Origin of the sequence: Pseudomonas sp. GXZC, from assembly GCF_026967615.1 — a bacterium.
Lineage (GTDB): Bacteria > Pseudomonadota > Gammaproteobacteria > Pseudomonadales > Pseudomonadaceae > Aquipseudomonas > Aquipseudomonas azotoformans_A.
Genome location: NZ_CP114115.1, coordinates 3720034 through 3740869 on the forward strand (window position 1 = coordinate 3720034; position 20836 = coordinate 3740869).

General features: G+C 61.8%; 19 protein-coding genes. 16 read left to right on the top strand and 3 right to left on the bottom strand.

Annotated elements, in window-relative coordinates; all coding sequences use genetic code 11:
- Nucleotides 1-192: 192 nt before the first annotated feature.
- From OZ428_RS17225 to OZ428_RS17280, 12 genes are all read left to right on the top strand, one after another.
- Nucleotides 193-558, top strand: a complete 366-nt coding sequence (locus OZ428_RS17225) for a response regulator (protein WP_269130628.1) — start codon at nt 193-195, stop codon at nt 556-558.
- A gap of 191 nt (nt 559-749) precedes the next feature.
- Complete coding sequence (locus OZ428_RS17230) at nt 750-1532, top strand: hypothetical protein (protein ID WP_269130629.1); 783 nt, start codon at nt 750-752, stop codon at nt 1530-1532.
- Between the two features lie 63 nt (nt 1533-1595).
- Entirely contained in the window at nt 1596-2996 is a 1401-nt protein-coding gene (locus OZ428_RS17235) for a DUF1254 domain-containing protein (RefSeq protein WP_269130630.1), read from the top strand.
- A 93-nt stretch (nt 2997-3089) separates the two neighbouring features.
- Entirely contained in the window at nt 3090-4064 is a 975-nt protein-coding gene (locus OZ428_RS17240) for an AAA family ATPase (RefSeq protein ID WP_178954727.1), read from the top strand.
- Nucleotides 4061-4984: a DUF58 domain-containing protein gene (locus OZ428_RS17245; RefSeq protein WP_269130631.1), complete on the top strand. Its 924-nt coding sequence runs from the start codon at nt 4061-4063 to the stop codon at nt 4982-4984. Before OZ428_RS17240 ends, OZ428_RS17245 begins: the two co-directional genes overlap by 4 nt.
- Nucleotides 4981-5436 (top strand): DUF4381 domain-containing protein, encoded by a 456-nt coding sequence (locus OZ428_RS17250; protein WP_269130632.1) that lies wholly within the window; start codon nt 4981-4983, stop codon nt 5434-5436. Before OZ428_RS17245 ends, OZ428_RS17250 begins: the two co-directional genes overlap by 4 nt.
- The gene (locus OZ428_RS17255; protein ID WP_269130633.1) at nt 5423-6415 is read left to right on the top strand and encodes a vWA domain-containing protein; all 993 of its coding nucleotides are present in this window, start codon (nt 5423-5425) and stop codon (nt 6413-6415) included. Before OZ428_RS17250 ends, OZ428_RS17255 begins: the two co-directional genes overlap by 14 nt.
- Complete coding sequence (locus OZ428_RS17260; protein ID WP_269130634.1) at nt 6402-7856, top strand: vWA domain-containing protein; 1455 nt, start codon at nt 6402-6404, stop codon at nt 7854-7856. The genes OZ428_RS17255 and OZ428_RS17260 overlap by 14 nt, the downstream gene beginning before the upstream one ends.
- Nucleotides 7853-8902, top strand: a complete 1050-nt coding sequence (locus OZ428_RS17265; protein WP_269130635.1) for a hypothetical protein — start codon at nt 7853-7855, stop codon at nt 8900-8902. The genes OZ428_RS17260 and OZ428_RS17265 overlap by 4 nt, the downstream gene beginning before the upstream one ends.
- A complete protein-coding gene (locus tag OZ428_RS17270; protein WP_269130636.1) occupies nt 8899-9900 on the top strand; it encodes an HAD family hydrolase in 1002 nt (333 codons plus the stop codon). The genes OZ428_RS17265 and OZ428_RS17270 overlap by 4 nt, the downstream gene beginning before the upstream one ends.
- A gap of 76 nt (nt 9901-9976) precedes the next feature.
- On the top strand, nt 9977-11563 hold the full coding sequence (locus OZ428_RS17275; RefSeq protein ID WP_269130637.1) for an arylsulfatase: 1587 nt from the start codon (nt 9977-9979) through the stop codon (nt 11561-11563).
- Nucleotides 11564-11621: 58 nt separating this feature from the next.
- Nucleotides 11622-14114 (top strand): fused MFS/spermidine synthase, encoded by a 2493-nt coding sequence (locus OZ428_RS17280; RefSeq protein WP_269130638.1) that lies wholly within the window; start codon nt 11622-11624, stop codon nt 14112-14114.
- Nucleotides 14115-14157: 43 nt separating this feature from the next.
- On the opposite strand, the gene OZ428_RS17285 is transcribed toward OZ428_RS17280, so the two are convergent.
- Complete coding sequence (locus tag OZ428_RS17285) at nt 14158-14826, bottom strand: DUF3313 domain-containing protein (protein WP_033902912.1); 669 nt, start codon at nt 14824-14826, stop codon at nt 14158-14160.
- A gap of 172 nt (nt 14827-14998) precedes the next feature.
- On the opposite strand from OZ428_RS17285, the gene OZ428_RS17290 reads away from it, so the two are divergent.
- A complete protein-coding gene (locus OZ428_RS17290; protein ID WP_269130639.1) occupies nt 14999-17191 on the top strand; it encodes a tetratricopeptide repeat protein in 2193 nt (730 codons plus the stop codon).
- A gap of 20 nt (nt 17192-17211) precedes the next feature.
- Here the strand turns inward: OZ428_RS17290 and OZ428_RS17295 are convergent, their stop codons facing one another.
- Nucleotides 17212-17706 carry a hypothetical protein gene (locus OZ428_RS17295; RefSeq protein ID WP_269130640.1) on the bottom strand — a complete coding sequence of 165 codons (495 nt, stop codon included), beginning with the start codon at nt 17704-17706 and terminating at the stop codon, nt 17212-17214.
- A gap of 166 nt (nt 17707-17872) precedes the next feature.
- On the opposite strand from OZ428_RS17295, the gene ccoN reads away from it, so the two are divergent.
- From ccoN to OZ428_RS17310, 3 genes are all read left to right on the top strand, one after another.
- Nucleotides 17873-19300 (top strand): cytochrome-c oxidase, cbb3-type subunit I, encoded by a 1428-nt coding sequence (ccoN, locus tag OZ428_RS17300; RefSeq protein ID WP_269130641.1) that lies wholly within the window; start codon nt 17873-17875, stop codon nt 19298-19300.
- Nucleotides 19284-19511 (top strand): cbb3-type cytochrome c oxidase subunit 3, encoded by a 228-nt coding sequence (locus OZ428_RS17305; protein ID WP_442964803.1) that lies wholly within the window; start codon nt 19284-19286, stop codon nt 19509-19511. The genes ccoN and OZ428_RS17305 overlap by 17 nt, the downstream gene beginning before the upstream one ends.
- 90 nt (nt 19512-19601) lie before the next feature.
- Nucleotides 19602-20291, top strand: coding sequence for an aspartate/glutamate racemase family protein (locus OZ428_RS17310; RefSeq protein ID WP_033902917.1), 690 nt, complete (start codon nt 19602-19604; stop codon nt 20289-20291).
- Here the strand turns inward: OZ428_RS17310 and OZ428_RS17315 are convergent.
- On the bottom strand, nt 20288-20800 hold the full coding sequence (locus OZ428_RS17315) for a GNAT family N-acetyltransferase (RefSeq protein ID WP_269130642.1): 513 nt from the start codon (nt 20798-20800) through the stop codon (nt 20288-20290). The genes OZ428_RS17310 and OZ428_RS17315 overlap by 4 nt on opposite strands.
- Nucleotides 20801-20836 lie beyond the last annotated feature (36 nt).

Sequence of the window (20836 nt, forward strand, 5' to 3'; positions counted from 1 at the left end):
TGGCATCCAAGACCATTTTTCTGGAACGGTTTTGTACTGATTCCTACAAAAGAACAGGCTATTCTCCCTGATCTTTTCTATCGCATTGTTTTTACGGCCCGCGGGAACTTGTCATGAGTGCGCGCTTACTCAAGGAAGAGGCCTGTCAGAACGGCCGCGTGTAAACCTCGCCTTTTTTGGGAATTCCATATTATGTCCGCAGTCACCTCCACCATCCTTGTCGTCGAAGACGATGCCATCGTGCGCATGCTGATCGTCGATGTCCTGGAGGAGTTGGAATTCAATGTCTTGGAGGCTGCCGACGCTGAAGAAGCGCTGGCAGTGGTGCAAAACGCCGCGCAGGTGATCGACCTGATGATGACCGACGTCGGCCTGCCGGACATGGACGGCAAGCAACTGGCAACCAAAGTGCGCGAGTTGCGCCCTGCACTGCCCATCCTGTTCGCCAGCGGTTATGCCGAGAATATCGACGTGCCTGCCGGCATGCAGGTGATCGCCAAACCGTTCTCGATCGATCAATTACGCGACAAAGTCAAATCGATGCTGCCCACCGCCTGACCCCTCTTTTGTGCATGGCCGCCCAGCCAGGGCGGCCATTTGCGGCCTTTTGCACACGTCTGAAACATCCCGCCCTACGCAACTAATTCGTTTGGATGGCTAGCGCGCCTGGATTTAGCTGCTAGCTTCAACCGACATGCCCTACAGGTATTAATCAGAAGGGATAGTCACCCAGGTATGGGGGAGCGCACATGTTCGGGTCACCGTACGCGTCGGCATTGATGCTGGCTGTTTTCGTACTGCCAGCTTTGGCGGATAACGCCGAGACGGCCAACAAGAGCAATAACCCCCTGAACCTCGCGCCAGGCGCCAACCTGCAGGACTACTACACGCCACGCCTGTACGACAGCAACGCCCACACCAACGACCTGTTGTTGCGCGGCACCCTGCCGATTGCACCGTCAGATTTCATCGGCGTGCCGCAACTGCTGCGCGCCACACTCCCCCTCAGCACCCGCCCCGATCCACATACCGGCTACAGCACAGGCATTGGCGACCTGAACCTGTTCGATATCTTCCTGCTCAAGACCGACGGCGTGCAGCTGGGCATTGGTCCGCAAATCACCGCCCCCACCGCCGAACATGACGAACTGGGCACCGGCAAATGGCAGGCCGGCCTGGCGGCAATCGCCATCGACGCTTCGCCCAGGGGATTATTGGGCGCGCTGGTGCAATACCAAAGCTCATTTGCCGGCGATCGCGACCGCCCGCACGTCGAGAGTGCAACTTTCCAGCCGTTTATCATTCATAACCTGCCGAAAGGCTGGTACCTGCGTTCCACGGGCACCTGGACCTTCGATTTGAAGAACGACACCCACTACATTCCCATCGGGTTTGGCGCGGGCAAGGCCTGGAAAGCCGGGAGCAACATCGTCAATGCCTTTGTCGAGCCACAGTGGACGGTAGCGCGCAAAGGTGACGGCTTGCCCCAGTTCACCTTGTTCGCAGGGATTAACGTGACGTTCGGCAAATAAACCGGTTAACTCGGCGGTTTCATCCCACGCCCTCAAAAAAGATCTCTGGAAGGACGCAACAACATGATTGGAAAACCGACGCGCCTGCTGTTGGCGAGCCTCTCGATACTCATGAGTACCGGCGCCTGGGCCGACTTCACGGCCACTCCGAGCGAGGCCCGGGCGATTGCCAAGGAAGCCTATCTGTATGGCTTTCCGGTGGTGGAAATGTACAAGACGCTCTACACCCAGGCCGTTGACAAGGGCGGTGCCAACTTCAAGGCGCCCTTCAACCAGATCGGCAACACCGCGCAAGTGTTCACCCCCAAGGACACGGCGTTCGTCACCCCCAACTCCGACACGCCCTACTCGTTCGTCTGGATGGACCTGCGCCGCGAACCGCTGGTGCTGACCCTGCCCAAGATCGAGGACAACCGCTACTACTCGGTGCAGTTGATCGACCTGTACACGCAGAACTTCGCTTACCTGGGCACCCGCAGTACCGGCAACAACGGCGGTCACTACATGATCGCCGGCCCGGACTGGAAGGGTCAGCAGCCGGTGAATGTCGACCGCGTCGTCTACAGCGAAAGCAATATCGCCTATGCCCTGTACCGCACGCAGCTGTTCGACGACAAAGACCTGGGCAAGGTCAAGCAGATCCAGAGCGGCTACAAAGTCCAGGCGCTGAGCAGTTATGTGAAGCAGGCCGCGCCGGCCAAGGCGCCAAAGATCGAATGGCCCAAGCCAATGGCGTCCATGACTGAAGGCCCGCAGCTGTTCCGCTACCTGAACTTCATGCTGACCTTCGCCGCGCCCCAGGACAGCGAAAAAGACCTGCTGGCGCGTTTCGCCAAGATCGGTATCGCCCCCGGTGCGCCGTTCAAGCTCAAGGACTTGACCGCCGAACAACGCAAAGCCCTGGAAGACGGCATCTCCGATGCGCGCGCTGAGTTTGCGGCGTTCAAAAAAGACAAGGTCGACACCCACCAAGTCAGCAGCGGTGACCTGTTCGGCAGCCGGGATCGCCTGAAAAACAACTACCTGTACCGCTACGCCGGTGCCGACATGGGCATTTTCGGCAACTCCACCGATGAGGCCGCCTACTTGGGCTATTTCGTCGACAGCGAGGGAAAACCCGCCAACGGCGCACGCCACAGCTATACGGTGCATTTCGCCAAGGACCAGTTGCCACCGGCCGATGCCTTCTGGTCGCTGACCATGTACGACGGCAAGACCAAACTGCTGGTGCCCAACCATAAGAAACGCTACCTGATCAACTCGCGGATGCTGTCCAGCCTCAAGCGTGATGCCGATGGCGGCCTGACTTTGGCCCTGCAGCACCACGAGCCACCGAAAGCCGAACAGAGCAACTGGTTGCCGGCCCCACCGGGCCCGTTCTACGCGGTATTGCGCATTTACCTGCCCAAGCCTGAGGTCGGTAATGGTCAATGGAAACTGCCACCCTTGACCCCGCTCAAGTAATACCACGTGCCCGCGGGCACGTACCCCCCAGATTCAGGCCGACTTTCATGGAACGAAGGGCGTGCGTCTTCATGCCCTTCAAGGAGGAAAGGCATGACCGCACTCAACGATTTGAACGCCTTGCAAGCCAGCATGGCCGAAAGCGTGCTCGGCCAGGACCAGGTGATCCGCCAGATCCTGCTCGGCCTGCTCGCCAACGGCCACCTGTTGCTGGAGAGCCTGCCGGGGCTGGCCAAGACTCGCACGGTCAAGGCCCTGGCCCGGCACCTCGACGCCAAGATGAGTCGCATCCAGTTCACCCCGGACCTGCTGCCCTCGGACATCACCGGCGCCGAAGTACTGCATCAGGTCGACGGCCAGAACCAGATCCGCTTCCAGCCCGGCCCACTGTTCGGCAACCTGATCCTCGCCGATGAAATCAACCGCGCACCGGCCAAGGTCCAGGCGGCGTTGCTGGAAGCCATGGAAGAACGACAAATCACCGTGGCCGGCGCCAGTCACCCGCTGCCGCAGCTGTTTATCGTGGTGGCCACGCAAAACCCCATCGAGCAGGAAGGCACTTACCCACTGCCGGAAGCCCAGATGGACCGCTTTGTGATGAAGCTGTTGCTGGACTACCCCAGCGCCGCCAACGAAAGCCAGGTGTTGCGCCTGTTGCGCGAAGAAGAACAGGCGTCAGTTACCCAGGCGGTCCAAGGCTTTACCTTGGCGCAGGAGGTGATTTTTGCCGCACGCCAGGAAGTCAGCGCGATCCAGGTGTCGCCGGCCATCGACCGCTATCTGATTGACCTGATCAACGCCACCCGCCACCCCGCCGACTACGACGCCGACCTGGCGCGCTGGATCAGCCTCGGCGCCAGCCCCCGTGGCGGCATTGGCCTGGACCGCTGCGCGCGGGCCGATGCCTGGTTGCAAGGCCAGGCCTTTGTCACGCCGGACAACGTGCAGGCCGTCGCCCATCCGGTGCTGCGCCATCGCCTGCAATTGAGCTATGACGCGGTGGCGGATGGCGTGACGGCTGATCAGGTGCTTGACCGGCTGCTCAGCAAAGTAGCGATTCCCGCATGAACGCCGACGGGTTTGTCTACGTCAGCCTGGCGCAATTGATGGCCTTGCAATTCCAGGCCCGCGACCTGAGCTTTGTCGCGCGTCAGCCCCAAGGCAGCATCCTGGCGGGCAACCATGCGTCACGCCTGCGCGGCCGAGGCCTGAATTTCGATGAGCTGCGCCGTTACCAACCGGGCGACGACCTGCGCCACCTGGACTGGCGTGCCTCGCTGCGCACCGGCAAACCGGTGGTGCGCACCTTTACCGAAGAGCGCGACCGCCCGGCGCTGATCGTGGTGGACCAGCGCATGTCGATGTTTTTCGGCTCGGTGCGCAGCTTCAAGTCCGCCGTCGCCGCAGAGTTGGGCGCGCTGGCGGCGTGGATGGTGTTCAACGCCGGGGATCGGGTCGGCGGCCTGGTGTTCAACGACCAGCGTGTCGACAGTGTGGCGCCCTTGCGCAGCCGCAAACGCGTGGAAGCCTTGTGCAGTCACATCGCTCAGCAAAATGCGGCGTTGACGGCGAATAACCCTGACCATGAAGGCGACGGCCAGTTGGACAAAGTATTGCAGCAGTGCCTGGCCGTGGCGGGCCACGATCACCTGATCTGCCTGGTCAGCGATTTTGCCGGCGCCGGCCCGCGTACTTTGCAACTGATGCAGCAACTGTCAGCGCACAACGACGTGATCGCGTTGCAGGTGTATGACCCGTTGGCACTCAACGTGCCCAGCCGTGGACAGCTGCGGGTCACCCAAGGCCAGTTGCAGGTGGAACTGGCGGTGGACCAGCGCCAGGTGCGCCAACCCCTGGGGGATTTTCTCGGCGGACGCTTGAAGGATGTCGCTAACCTGCTGCGCCGCAGCCAAGTACCACTGCTGATGATCAGCACCGCCCTGCCCGCCGCCGATCAGTTGCGCAGTGAACTGGGGAAACGTCGGTGAGCCGTCACGTGCCAAGCATCGAGCAACTCACGGAGTTGAGCTTGCCTGCGCCGGTCAGTTACTGGCCGCAGACCTGGGGCTGGGGCGTGTTGCTGGGCGTTGTGGTGCTGGCGTTGCTGGTGCTGGCAGGCCGCAAATGGTTGCGCTGGCGGCGTGATGCCTACCGGCGTGAAGCGCTGGTGCGGCTGGACACCTTGGAAGACCTGCGCGAGCTGCCCGAACTGCTCAAGCGCGTCGCGCTGTCGATGCCGCTTCCTGTGGAAGAACAGCAACGTATCCCGACCTTGCATGGCGCCGAGTGGCAAGCCTTCCTGCAACGCCACGCCAGAGGTCCGATTCCCGACGACCTCGCTCAACGGCTGGCCCAGCTGGCCTACGGCCCTGCGCCGCAGGACCCGCAACTGCTGGCCCAGTGCAAGGCCTGGGTGGAGCAACACCATGTGGCAGCTTGACTATCCCTGGCTGCTATTGATGCTGCCGCTGCCGTGGTTGGCCTACCGCTACCTGCCGGTGTATCGCGAAGCGCGCAGTGCGGTGCGCGTGCCGTTTTTCGGCGGCATGCGCCAGGCGGTCGGTGTAGCGTCTACCCGCAGCGCCCGGAGTCATCGCAGCCAGTTGCTGCTCAATCTGCTGGTGTGGGCGTTGCTGGTGCTGGCGGTCGCCCGGCCGGTCTGGGTGGAAAAACCCATCGAACGCCAACAACCGGTGCGCGACCTGATGCTGGCCATCGATATCTCCCAATCCATGGAAACCGAGGACTTTACCGACGCCAACGGCCACAAGATCGACCGCCTGGCCGCCGTCAAACAGGTGGTGCATGGCTTTATCCAGCAGCGCAAGGACGACCGTATCGGCCTGATCCTGTTCGGCAGCGGCGCCTACCCCCAGGCCCCCTTGACCCTCGACCATGCCAGCCTATCGCTGTTATTGGACGACAGCGGCATCGGCATGGCCGGGCCGAACACCGCCATCGGCGACGCCATTGGCCTTGGCCTCAAGCTGCTGGACCAGGCCCATGAACCGGAAAAAGTGCTGATCCTGCTCACCGATGGCAATGACACCAGCAGCGCCATCACCCCGGACCACGCCGCCGAAATGGCTGCTGCCAAGGGCGTGATCATCCACACCATCGGCATCGGCGACCCGCAGGCCAGCGGCGAAGCCAAGGTCAACCTCAACGCCTTGCAAGACATTGCCAGCGCCACGGGTGGGCGTTATTTCCGTGCCGAAGACCGCGACAGTCTGGATCAGGTCTACGCCACGCTCGACAAGATCACACCGCATCAGGTGAAAACCCTCAGCCATCAGCCCAAGCGCGACCTGTTCTGGTGGCCGCTGTGTGCCGCGCTGATCGTGTTGGTGGTGTATCACCTGATCGCCGCAATGTGGCCGCATCGATGGAAACGGGAGCGTGCTGATGGACTTCAGTGACTTCCACTTTCTGCGTCCTGCCTGGCTGTTATTGGCGCCATTGGGTGTACTGCTGCCGTGGGTGTGGCAGCGCAGTCGTGATCTGCAGCGCCGCCTGCGCGGCACGATCGCCCCGCACCTGTTGCCGCATTTACTGCTCACGCCGACCGCCCCCCATCGCCTGCGCCCGGTGCACTTAGTGAGTGCGCTGCTGGTCGTCGGTGCCTTCGCCGCTGCGGGACCGACCTGGCAGCAGGACCGCCCGGATTTCCTTGAGAACCGCGCACCGCTGATCATCGCCGTGGACCTGTCAGCGTCCATGGACACTGCCGATGTGCCGCCCACGCGCCTCACCGCCGCCAAACACAAGCTGCATGACCTGGTCGAGCGCCGCAAAGGCGCGCGCACCGCGTTGCTGGTCTACGCCGGCAGCGCCTATCTGGTGTTACCGCCCACCGATGATCCAGCCTTGCTCGATACCTTCATTCAGGCATTGGGCACCGACTTGATCAGCAAGTCCGGCAAGGATGTGGCTGGCGTGATCGAACAGGCCAAGCGCCTGTTGCAGCAATCGCCCGGCACCTTGCTACTGGTGACGGATGGCGCCGATGTCGCCCAACTGCCCGCCCTCAAGGACAATGCGCCGCAAATCCTGATCCTGGCCCTTGGCAGCAGTCCTACGCTCAAGCCATTGGCCTCGGCCCTGAAGGCACCGCTGGGCAGCCTGACCCTGAATGACGATGATCTGGACTGGATCGAACTGCACGCCCAGCAGCACTTCCAGAACGTCGACGAGCAGCAACGCCTGTTGCAATGGAAAGACGCCGGCTATTGGCTGTGCTGGCCGTTACTGCTGTTGGCGTTGTTGAGTGTGCGCAAGGGCTGGAGCCTGAACTGGACGGCAGTGGCGCTGCTCGGCCTGCTGCTGCCGCCGACGCAAGCCGAGGCCAATCCGTTCATGACGCCCGATCAGCAAGGCCGCTGGGCCTTCGAGCACCATCATTACCCGCAGGCCGCCGCGTTGTTCGTCGACCCTTACTGGAAAGGCATCGCCGCCTACAACGCCGCCGATTACGACCTGGCCCAAACCACCTTCGCTACCATGAACACCGCGCAAGCAGCGTTCTATCTGGGCAATATCCATGTGCGTCGCTTCAAGTTCGATGACGCCATCGCGGCCTATCAACAAGCCTTGCGGTTGCAACCCGACTTCCCTGAAGCCACGGCCAACCTGGCCCTGGCGCTTGCCCTGAAAACAGACACCGAAAGCGCGGCGAACAACACGCCGCAGGTCAAGCCGGATGAGATCAAGTTCGACAAAGCGCCGGGCAAGGGGCAGAGCAAAGCGATTCAGACCCAACAGGCGAATAATGACGCCCTGTGGTTGCAGAACCTGACCACGTCGCCGGCCAACTTTCTGCGCCGCAAATTCAGCTTGCAAGACCAGGAGGCGCGGCCATGAAGCGCTACTGGGGCGTGTTGCTGTTGGTGTCGGGGCCGTTATGGGCGGCCGAACCGCAGTTGCGGGTGAATGCGCAGCTGATCCCCGGCGCTTCAGTGGTCGTGGGCGAGCAGTTGCAGGTGCAGGTGGATGTGCTGACCGACACCTGGTTCACCGCCGCCGCGACATTGCCGGACCTGAAACTGGCGGGCGCGCGCGTACAGCAACCGGGGGGCGAGGCAGAACACACCACACAGGTGATCGACGGGCAAACCTTCTACGGGATGCGCTACGCCTACCTGATCACGCCGGCGACGGCGCAACACTTCAGCGTGCCCGCGCTGACGGTCAGTGCCCAACCGGGCCAGGCCAGCGCTCCGCTGAGTGCGCAGAGTGCGCCGCTGACCTTTGAGGCCACTCAGCCACCGGGGTTTGCGCCCGGTGAACCTGTGCTGGTCGCCAGCGGCTTACGGCTGAGCCAGACACTTGCGGCCGGTGACCTCAAGGTTGGCGACAGCGTAACGCGTACAGTGACCCTTCAAGCCGACAACACGCCAGGACTGTCGCTGCCGCCACCTGCTGCGGCTGAAATCAGCGGGCTTCGCCGATACCCGCAGGCGCCTGCCATCAGCAACCTGGATGACGGACGCGGCACTGTCACCGGTGGCCAACGCATCGATCACTTGGTGTATCGCGTGGAAAAAGGCGGCCATTACACCCTGCCCGCCCTCCAGCTGAAATGGTGGGACAGCCGCAACCATCGCCTGCAAATCGCGCAGTTACCCGCGCTGACATTCAAGGCCCAGGCTACCAGCGCCTACACGCCGACCTTTTCCGTCACCGACGACCTCAAGGCGCTCGGGCAGCACGCACGCTGGCAGCTGTCGCGGCATTTGCTGGGATGGATGGCGGCCATCGTCGTGCTGGTGCTGGCGGCTTATCTGATCCGTGCCCTATGGCCCCGCCTGCGGTCATTGTGGCGAAAGGCATGGCCAGCATTGCGCTGGGCCTGTCGTCAACTACGCTTGGTTCCACTGAACCCTCGTCACGAAAAGGACTTCCCATGACGTCGCTGCGTTCTGCCCTGCCCCTTCTCCTCCTCCTGAGCCTGCCTGCCCTGGCGGCCGATCCGCTGCCGTCATGGAACGAAGGCCCGAACAAAAAGCAGATCATCGAGTTCGTCCAGGCGGTGACCGCCGAAGGCTCCAAGGACTACGTGAAGCCCGCCGAACGCATCGCCGTGTTCGACAATGACGGCACGCTGTGGACCGAGCATCCGGCGTACTTCGAAGTGCTGTTCGCCTTCGACGAGGTCAAGCGCCTGGCGCCGCAGCATCCGGAATGGAAAACCACCCAGCCGTTCCAGGCCGTGCTCGAAGGCGACCACAAGGCCCTTGCCGCTGCCGGCATGGACGGCTTGTTGAAAATCATCGGCGCCACCCACACCGGGGTCACTACCGAAGCCTTCATCGACAATGCCAAGAACTGGCTCAAGCAGGCCCGTCACCCCAAGACCGGCAAGCCGTTCGACCAGATGATCTACCAGCCCATGCTGGAAATGCTCGACTACCTGCGCAGCCAGCAATTCAAGACTTACATCGTCTCCGGGGGCGATACCGCCTTCATGCGCGCCTTCGCCGAAGAGGTGTATGGCGTGCCGCCTGAGCAGGTGATCGGCTCCAACTTCGTCACCCAATTCCAGCTCAAGGACGGCAAGCCGCAGGTGCTGCGCACCGCCAAGCTGGCACACAACGATGACGGCCCAGGCAAGCCGGAAAGCATCGACGCCATCATCGGGCGTCGGCCGATCCTGGCCTTCGGCAACTCCGACGGCGACCTGCAAATGCTGCAATGGACCGCCGCCGGCCCTGGCAAACGCTTGATGGGCCTGGTGCACCACACCGACGCCCAGCGCGAATGGGCCTACGACCGCAATTCTCAGGTGGGGCGCCTGGACAAGGCACTGGACCTGGCCAAGCAACAGCAGTGGACCGTGGTGGATATGGCAAGCGACTGGGGCCGTATCTATCCGTTCGATCCAGCTGTGCAAGTGAAGGTGCAATAAGAAAAGACGTCGCGATGGACTGTTAAAAACGTTGGTCGCAGGCAATGCGACTCAAGCCCTAAAAGGAGCAAGTCTTATGACTCGCATACGTAAGTGGCTGCCGAAACTCGCCCTGGTGGCGGTTTCGGTGATCGGCGCCTCGGCATCCGCCTGGGCGGCCGAAAAGCCGAATATCCTGGTGATCTTCGGCGATGACATCGGGCAAACCAATATCAGCGCCTATTCCATGGGCGTGGTTGGCTACAAGACCCCGAATATCGACCGTATCGCCAAAGAAGGCATGATGTTCACCGACTACTACGCGGAGAACAGCTGCACCGCTGGACGTTCGTCCTTCATCACTGGCCAGACGCCGTTGCGCACGGGCCTGTCGAAGGTGGGCGCCCCCGGTGCATCGGTGGGTTTGCAAAAACGCGATATCACCATTGCCCAGGCGCTTAAATCCCTGGGGTATGCCACCGGGCAATTCGGCAAGAACCACCTGGGCGACAAGGACGAATACTTGCCGACCAACCACGGTTTCGACGAGTTTTTCGGCAACCTCTATCACCTCAACGCCGAGGAAGAGCCGGAACGTCCCTATTGGCCCAAGGACGATGCGGAGTTCGTCAAGGCCAACTCCCCGCGCGGGGTGATCCACAGCTTCGCCGATGGCAAGATCGAAGACACCGGCGCCTTGACCACCAAGCGCATGGAAACCATCGACGACGAAACCACCGCCGCGGCCCAGGCGTTCATCAAGAAACAAGCCGAAGCCAACAAACCGTTCTTCGTGTGGATGAACACCACGCGCATGCACTTGTTCACCCATGTACGCGAATCGATGAAGGGCCAGAGCGGCATGCCCGGCAACGAATACGCGGACGGCATGGTGGAGCACGACGGTGACGTGGGCAAACTCCTGCAAACCCTCGACGACCTGAAGATCGCCGACAACACCATCGTGGTCTACACCACCGACAACGGGCCGAACCAGTTCTCTTGGCCGGACGCGGCGACGACGCCATTCCGTAACGAGAAGAACTCCAACTGGGAAGGTGCCTATCGAGTGCCGGCGATGATTCGTTGGCCGGGCAAGATCAAGCCCGCCGAGGTCTCCAACGAGATGTTCTCGGGCATGGACTGGTTCCCCACGCTGTTGGCCGCAGCCGGTGACAGTGACGTGAAAAACAAACTGCTCAAAGGCTGGGCGCCCGTGACCGGAGGCAGCAACTTCAAGGTGCATCTGGATGGGTTCAACCAACTGCCCTACCTGACCGGCCAGGAACCGAAGGGCGCGCGCGACGAGTTCTACTACTTCAACGATGACGGGGTCTTGGTGTCCGCACGTTTTGGCAACTGGAAGGCAGTGTATTGCGAACAGCGGGCACCGGGTGGGTTCAAGGTGTGGAGCGAGCCGTTCGTGTGCCTGCGGGTGCCGAAGATCCTCAACCTGCGCATGGACCCCTATGAACGGGCTGACGTGGTCTCCGATCAGTATTACGACTGGAGCACCAAAAACGTCTATCTGGTCGCGGTGGCGGTGACCAAATCGGCCAAGTTCCTCGAAACGTTTGTCGAGTACCCGCCCAGCCAGAAACCGGCCAGCTTCAGTATCGACCAGATTCGAGCGGGCGTGGATGCGAAGATTGCCGAGAAAATGAAAGCGCAACCTGCGCCATAGTGATCCAAGGCCGCCCACTCGGGCGGCCTTCTTTAGGGTTGATAGAAGGTTCATCGCAATGTTGTCACGCACCGCCAGCAAGCCCATTGAAACCACCGCAACCCTCTCGATCCTGATCCCCGCCCTCCTCCTGTTCCTCTCCGGCGGCGCGGCGTTGGTGTATCAGGTGCTATGGATCAAGCAACTGTCCCTGGTGGTGGGCGTCGAGGTGTATGCAATTACCGCTGGCATCAGCGCGTTTTTTACCGGGCTGGCAGTGGGGGGGTGGCTGTTCGGACGGTTGGCGGACCGCTTCGCGCGGCCGCTGTTGTTGTATGCAGGTCTGGAATTATTGGTTGCCCTGCTCGGGGTCGGCGCGACGCTGGCCCTAGCCGTGGCGGCCGAACCGTTTGCCTGGTTGGAACAACGCATTGGCCTGCTGGCGTGGGCATTGCCGTTTGCCCTGGTCGGGCTGCCAGCGGTGTTGATGGGCGGCACGTTGCCGGTACTGGTGCGCTCGTTGGGTATCGACGCCAAGGGTTTGAGCCAGGCGGGTGGGCGCCTCTACGCGGCCAACACCGCCGGGGCGATTGTCGGGACGTTGCTCGCGGCGTTTGTATTGATCGCTCAGTTGGGCGTGCGCGGCAGCGCGATGATGGCGGCGATGCTGAATCTGCTTGCTGCGGTGGGGGCAGTGTTAGCGGTGCGTCATCAAGCACCTGTTGAAATCGCACAGCCGCGCCCCACGCAACCGGCGCGACTGGCATTGGTGCTGTACGCCATCGCCGGTGGCGTCGCCCTCGGTTATGAAGTGGTGTGGTCGCAGTCCATCGTGCAATTCATGAGTACCCGCACGTATGCATTCGCCGTGGTACTTGCCACCTACCTCACCGGGCTGTTCATCGGCAGCCAGTTGATGTCAGGTCGTGTAGAACGTCTTCGCGATCCCTGGGGCGTATTCGGCCTGCTGATTGCGGGCGCAGGCTTGGTGGCGCTGCTGGAAATCGCCCTGTTGGGGCGCTGGCTGGTACTGCTGCAAACCCAGGCTGAAGCAATGGTGCTGGGCCTGGGCGCAAGCGAACTGCCGGGCATGAGCGCACGTTTTGCGGTGGCGGCACTGTGCATCGTGTTTGTGCCAACGTTGCTGTTGGGCGCGGCGTTTCCCGTGGCGTTGCGCTTGAGTGTGGGCAATCGGCATGTCGGCCGTGACGTCGGCGCGGTGGTGGCCTTCAACACCTTGGGCGGGATTATCGGGGTGATGCTGTGCGGGTTCGTGTTGATCCCGTGGCTGGGGTTGGTACGGACCTTGGGCGTGTTGGCGGTGGTGGCTGGCGTCGTGGGGTATCTGGCGGTACGCCGTGGCCAGGGTGTTAAAAAAGGTCGGCGGCAAGCGGTGATTGCACTGGCGTTGGTGTCGCTGGCGGTCACACTGCTGACCCCAATGGATCGCCTGGCCAAATTGCTGCCTGGTGCACGCAACGCCAGCCTGGCGTTTTACCAGGAAGGCCGTGGCGCGACGGTGGCAGTCGTTACCCAGGGCCAAGGAGCGCGGGCGTTTCAGCGGCTGTATATCCAGGGCGTCTCCAACACGGGCGACGCCATGCCGTCGCTGCGTTATATGCGGGTCCAGGCGCTGTTGCCGCTGCTGATCCACAACGCCGAGCCCAAGTCTGCACTGGTGATCGGCTTCGGCACCGGCATCACGGCGGGTGCGCTATTGCGCTATCCAGGCCTGGAACATCGGGTGGTCGCTGAACTCCTGCCAGCGGTGGTGCAAGCCGCCCCCTTGTTCAAAGGCAACTTCAATGCCGCCAGCGATCCAGGCATCGACTTGCGCTTGCGCGACGGTCGCCAGGAACTGCTGCGCAACCCGCAAGCCTACGACCTGATCACCCTGGAACCCCCGCCACCCTCCGCTGCCGGCGTGGTAAACCTGTATTCTCAGGACTTCTACCAATTAGCGGCCACGCGCCTCGAGAAAAACGGCTTGCTCGCCCAATGGCTGCCGCTGCCGACGCAAAACATCGACGACTCCCGCGCCTTGGTGCGCAGCTTCCTCAACGTGTTCCCGTACGCGTCGCTGTGGACCAGCGAGTTCCATGAGATGCTGCTGGTGGGCTCCCTGGAGCCGATCACCCTGGATGTACAACGCATACGCCACCGATTTGAAGATCAGGGCGTGCGCAGCGCCCTGGCGGACGTAGGTATCGATTCGGCGGCGACTCTGCTGGCAACCTGGGTCACTGATCGCCAGGGCCTTGAACGATTTGCCGGGGATACGTTGCCGGTCACCGACGATCAACCGCGCATCGAGTACGCGCCGTGGGTGCGCAGCAAGGAAATCACCCGCGTGCTGCCGGCCTTGCTCGATCTGCGCGTGCCCGTGCCGCTGATCCATGCGGATGAGACTTTCGCTCGCACACTGGCTGCCGAGCAGCAACGCCTGATGCAGTTCTACCGCGCCAGCCTGCATGCCTACGACGGCGACCGGGATGCCTGGGGGCGGGATATGCGAGAGGTCATGCGCGGGGACGGCGCCAATCCCTATTTCCGTTGGTTTGGCGGTCAGTGAAGCGGTGGTGAGGGCGCGTAGGCCCTCACCCCTTAAGGACTTTCTAGTGTTTGAGCTTGACGTATGACTGATGCAAGTCCGACGCCCAGCCGTCGATCACGCTTTTCACATCGTCGGCCTTCATTACCTGGGACTCATTGGCCAGCGGCTTGCCAGTGCCTTTTCGCACCACCTGAGCGATCACCTTGCCGTTAGCGCCGTCGAGGAACTGCGCCTCGGTGCCCAAGGTGGTTTCCTGGTCACGATGGCCGGACGCGGTGCTGACCGTCGCGACGACCAGCGCTACGGGGATGTATTCATACGGGGCGAGGCCTTCGGTCTTGCTGCTCACGGCGGTGATCGCCGCCCGCACGACGATCACACCCGGCCCAGGCGCATTGGCCAGCGGCAAGGATTTTTCCAGTTCACGCTTGAGCGCCTGGTTGTAATAGGTGTTGATGCCGTTCAGGGTGCTTTCCGGGATTTTCGCCGTGGCCTGGGGCTTGGGGTAGAACTGGGTCGGCTCGACGAACACCGCGTGGTAGCGGCTGAGGTCCAGCTTGGGATCGACCCAACGCATCACCTCGGCTCCCGAAGGCGACTTGGCTTCCTTGAGTTGGCTGTAGTCGGAGAGAAAGCCGGAGTACTCATCCGGTGAAGTGACCTTGCTGGCACAACCTGCCATGGCGACCGACGCCACACACAGCGTGCTGATCATTAGCCTTAGTTTCATCATTGAACTCCCTGGCGATCATCATCGAAACAGTGAGCTGTAGGTATAGCCAATCCTGGGGAATTAACCTCATTTGCGCGGCCTGTTTGACAGACCTGCCCCCAGCGTCAAAGCTGCACAGAGCTTAAGCGCGCCAATAGAGCGTCCACGCATCAAGACAACGGAAGTCGGAATGCCCAAGCCCAAAAAACAACACGCCGCGCCCCACCGTGAATCACCCCGCCGTTATCTGTTCCCCGTTTTGATTGTGCTGCTGTTGTTGGCCATGACCGGGATCTGGTTCTTCCTGCAGGCCAGTACGCCTCGGTTGCCGGCGCCGGTGGTGGCCGCCAAGCCGGTGGTCATGCCCCCGGCCACCCAGGTCGATGAGCAGCAGTGCCAGGGCTGCCACCAGGCCCAGGCCAAGGATTGGCAAGGCTCGCACCACCAACTGGCGATGCAATTGGCCACGCCGCAGACCGTGCCGGCGGACTTCAACGATGCGAGCTTTACCGGCGAAGGTGAGACCACGCGGTTCTTCCGCCGAGGCGATGAGTTCTGGGTCAACACACCAGGCAGCGACGGCAAGGTGGCCGATTTCAAGGTGGCCTACACCTTTGGCATCGCACCGTTACAGCAATACCTGATCGACGTCGGCGGCGGTCGCCTGCAAGCCCTCGGCGTGGCTTGGGATACCCAACAGAATCGCTGGTTTCACCTGTATCCCGGCCAGGGCGTTAACTTCAAGAACCCGCTGCACTGGAGCAAACCCAGCCAGAACGCCAACTTCATGTGCGTGGAATGCCACACCACCGGCTACAAACGTAATTTCGATGCACAGAACAACACCTTCGACAGCCAATGGAACAGCCTCGGTGTCGGCTGCCAGGCGTGCCATGGCCCGGCGTCCAACCACCTGCAATGGGCCGCGAAAAAAGGCGACCTGCTGCACGCAGGCTTTGCCGTGGACCTCAAAGACAAGGACGCCACCGTCGAACTGGAAACCTGCGCCCGCTGCCATGCACGCCGTGCGCCCCTGGGCGATGGCTATACCGTGGGCAAACGCCTGATGGACGACTACCTGCCCAGCGTGCTGACCCGTGAACTGTATGCCCTGGACGGCAAGATCAAGGATGAGGTGTTTGAGCACGGCTCCTTCGCCCAAAGCAAAATGGCCGAGAAAGGCGTGCGTTGCAGCAACTGCCACAACCCCCACAGCAATGAACTGAAGGCGCCGGGCAATGCGGTGTGCCTGCAATGCCATAACACGGCCGGCAAAACTTCGATCACCACAGTGGATGGGCGTGGGCTACAGGCCAAAAACTACGACTCCCCTGAACACACCGGTAAATCGGGCTCGCTCTGCGTTGACTGCCATATGCCAGGCAAGGTCTATATGGGCAACGACTTGCGCCACGACCACAGCTTCAGCATCCCGGCCGGGGCACGGGACGTGCTGAAAGCACCGACTTACGCCGAGAGCATGGTGTTGATTCGCGGCGGTCAAACCGGTGCGGCCCAGGCGTTGTATGACCAACTGGCTCGCAACAATCTACCGGCCGTCCAACGCGCGACGCTGTTGGTCGAACTGCCCAACTATCCCAGTGAACAGGCGTTGACACTGGCGACCAAGGACCTCCTCCACCCTGCCCCGCAAGTGCGGGAAAGTGCCGTGCGTGCCGTCAGCGCCCTGCTGCCGCCAGCGGAACGCGTCACCCTGTACGCGCCCTTGCTCAGGGATCCCGTGCGCGCCGTGCGGATCATTGCCGCGCGGGACCTGTTGAGCGTGCCCGGCCAGGGCCCCGCCTGGGACAGCGCCATTACTGAATATGAACAGGTGCAATCAAGCCTGCTCGAACGCGCCGAAGCCAACCTCAACCTGGCGATGCTCTACCAGGCCAGCGGCCGTGGCGACAAAGTGGAAGCGCAATTGCGTACGGCGCTGCTGCGCGATCCGGATTTCTTCCCGGCGCTGGTCACCCTGGCGCAGTGGCTGGAAGCCAACGGCCGTACGCCAGAAGCACGCGGCCTGATTGCTGATGAGTTGGCCCGGCACCCAGACGCCGCACTGTTACAGCACACCCAAGGCTTGATGCTGATTCGCTCGGGCGAGACGGCAAAAGCCATGCCCCACCTGCGCAACGCCGCCCGCCTGGAGCCTGCCAACGGTCAGTTCACCTTTGTGCTGGCGGTGGCGTTGCATGACAGCGGCCGTGTCGACGAAGCCTGCCAGCAACTGGAAAACCTGCTCAAGCGCCAGCCGTATCACCGTAATGCGCGGCTGTCGTTGATCCAGTACTACCTGGAAAACGGTCAGGAACCTAAGGCGCAGGTAGTAATGCAACGTTGGAAAAAGCTCAACCCTGGTGATCCAGCGCTTAAATAAACTTGCCCACAACCGACAGTTCAGACGCGTTCGCGTGGAATCAGGCTCTGCAACTGCGAGGCCAGGAAATTCGCGTCGAAGCCAAAGGTGTCCGGGTCTTTCAGGCCATTGGTCTTCTTCCACAGCCAATCGTTTTTGTCCGCCGGCAGCACCAGCGAAACGCTGCCGTGCCGCGCAGCGGTCAAGCCCATGACCGACACGGAGATCAACCCGCCCACACCCATCACGTCCGGCACGAATTCCACCGGTTTGCCGGTGATATTCACGGTCAGTTTCTCGGTCTTGAAGGTCGATGCCTCCACCGGCACGCTGGGCCCGCTGGCGACATAGGCTTCACGATGCACCTCCAGCAAGCCGACCATCTTTACCGGCGCAAGCCACTGCTCGATCTGACCAAACAACTCATCGAGCTTTTGCGTCCAACGGGCAGACTGCACATCGAATTGCTGTTTTTTATGCGCTTCGCTGTCGGCGTAATGACGAAGCATCTCGCCCAGTTGCTGTACATCGTCCATTGCGGATTTCCTTGGGTGAGCCAGGTTGCGAAGCCTGATCATGGCAGATGCAGTCGCTCAACGTACGGCTTAAAACTGATCCGCAACAATGAGGTTTTTCTGAGCCTGTTTTGTTTTGCCCACGCTTCCTACAGTGCCGCCACTTGGAACCGTGGGAGGACTGAGCATGAGCACAGCAACAATCGGGCAGGCCTATAACTATAAAGTCGTCCGCCAATTTGTTATCGCCACTATCGTCTGGGGTGTGGTGGGCATGGCCATGGGCGTGTGGATCGCCTCGCAATTGGTGTGGCCGGAAATGAACCTGGACCTGCCCTGGACCACCTTTGGCCGTTTGCGGCCCTTACACACCAGCCTGGTGATCTTCGGTTTTGCCGGCAGCGCGCAGTTTGCCGCCAGCTACTACGCGGTACAGCGCACCTGCCAGGTGCGCTTGTTTTCCGACAAGCTGGCAGCTTTTACCTTCTGGGGCTGGCAGTCAGTGATCGTGACCATGCTGATCAGCTTGCCGCTGGGCTACACCACCACCAAGGAATACGCCGAAATCGAGTTCTCCGGCGCGGTGTGGATGGCCGTGGTGTGGGTGGCCTATGCCATTGTGTTTTTCACCACCGTGGTGCGACGCAAAACCCAACATATTTACGTGGGCAACTGGTTTTTCGGCGCCTTTATCCTGGTGATCGCCATGTTGCACGTGGTCAACCACTTGGCGATCCCGGTGGATTGGTTCAAGTCGTACCCGGTGTATTCCGGGGCCACCGATGCGATGGTGCAGTGGTGGTACGGGCACAACGCCGTAGGGTTTTTCCTGACCACCGGTTTTTTGGGGATGATGTATTACTTCGTGCCGAAACAAGTCGGACGCCCGGTGTACTCCTATCGCCTGTCCATCGTGCACTTCTGGGCGTTGATCACCCTGTATATCTGGGCTGGCCCGCATCACCTGCACTACACCGCCCTGCCGGATTGGGCGCAGTCATTGGGCATGGCCATGTCGCTGATTCTGCTGGCACCGAGCTGGGGCGGGATGATCAATGGCATGATGACCTTGTCCGGCGCCTGGCATAAGTTGCGCACCGATCCGATCCTGCGGTTCCTGGTGCTGTCCCTGGCGTTCTACGGCATGTCGACGTTCGAGGGGCCGATGATGGCGATCAAGACCGTCAACGCCCTGTCCCACTACACCGACTGGACCATCGGTCACGTACACGCCGGGGCCCTGGGATGGGTGGCGATGATCACCTTTGGCTCGCTGTACCACATGATCCCCAAAGTGTTCGGGCGCGAGCAGATGCACAGTGTGCCGCTGATCAACCTGCACTTCTGGCTCGCGACTATCGGCACCGTGCTGTACATCGCGTCGATGTGGGTCAACGGCATCACCCAAGGCCTGATGTGGCGGGCGGTCAACGATGACGGCACTCTCACTTATTCGTTTGTCGAAGCCTTGCAGGCCAGCCATCCGGGGTTTGTGGTGCGGTTTGCCGGGGGCGTGTTCTTTCTTACGGGGATGGTGCTGATGGCCTACAACACCTGGCGCACGGTACGAGTCGCGGACGTGAAAATGGCGCAGCTCGATGCGCGGATCGCCTGAGGTGTGGGGCCTGCTGATGGTGGTGTGCCTGTACGGCGCGGTGGAGTATTGCCTGCGCGGCCAGTCGGACAAAAGCCTGGACGACGCCAGCCTGATGCCCTTTGCCGATGACCCGGAAGTAGCTCGGCGCGTGGAGCAGGCGACCGGCAAGCGGATCAACGCGGTGGCGCCGGAGGAAGCGAAGCCGGGGTGGATCAACCTGGACATGTGAAACTGCACCGGTCATTTCGCGGCCAACTGCGTATGACTAATCCCCGGCCGATGGGTAAGGTGAAGCGACTTTCGTTGTCAGGAGCATCGCATGCGCACCATCGGCCTTATCGGCGGCATGAGCTGGGAGTCCAGCGCCGAGTATTACCGCATCATCAACCAGCGCGTGCGCGACCAGCTTGGCCCGCTGCGCTCGGCGCAACTGTTGATGTACAGCGTGGACTTCGGTCCGGTGGAACAGGCCCAGCACGCCGGCCGCTGGGATGACACCGCGCTGATCCTCGAAGATGCCGCGCGCCGTCTGCAAGCCGGTGGCGCCGAGTGTGTGGTGCTGTGTACCAACACCATGCATTTGGTAGCGCCGCGCATTGAAGCGGCGGTGTCAATTCCGTTCCTGCACATCGCCGATGCTGCAGGTGCAGCGGCCGTGGAAGCCGGCACGCTGACTGTCGGCCTGCTCGGCACCGCGTTTACCATGGAGCAGGACTTCCTCAAATCGCGCCTGGCGGCCCAGGGCCTGACCGTGCTGGTGCCCGAGGCGGACGAGCGCCAAGCCGTGCACCGGATTATCTATGAGGAGTTGTGTGTCGGCGTGATCAGCGATGCGTCACGCAAGGTCTACCAAGCGGTGATCGAGTCCCTGGCCGCACGCGGCGCCCAGGCGATCATCCTCGGTTGCACGGAAATCAGTCTGTTGATCAAGCCCGAGCACAGCGACCTGCCGCTGCTGGACACCACCGAGCTGCATGCGCAGGCTGCGGTGGCGTTTGCCCTGGGCTAAGCCGACTGGCGCAGGCGCGCCATGCTGACGGTGTCGACAAACTGGCCGTCACGCAGGGCGTAATCGCGCAACACGCCTTCGACCTCAAAGCCGAACTTGCGGTACAGCCTCTGTGCCGCTTCGTTGTCGGCGTACACCGTGAGTTCCACCCGGCGCAGGTTCATCCAGTTGTCGGCCACGTCCAGCGCGGCCGTCAGCAGGCGCGAGCCAACCCCTTTGCCCTGCCACGCCGTGGCCACGCCCATGCCGAATGAACCGACATGGGCCTGGCGTACCCGCAGGTACTGTTCCAGGCCAAGCTGGCCGATCACTTCACCACCGTGCACGGCCACCAGTTGCAGGCGCCGTTCGTTGTCCTGGACCAGTTTATTACGCCACGCCTCGACCGACTGGAAAGGCATTTGCAGCACCTGACGGCACACGGCCGGTTCGTTATAGAGCGCAGCGACGCCCGCGAGGTGGGCCTCGGTGAAGCGCTGGATCACGATATGGGGTTCAGGTGTGTGCATTGTGTTTCATCCTTTGAAAAACAAGTGGCCGGCCAG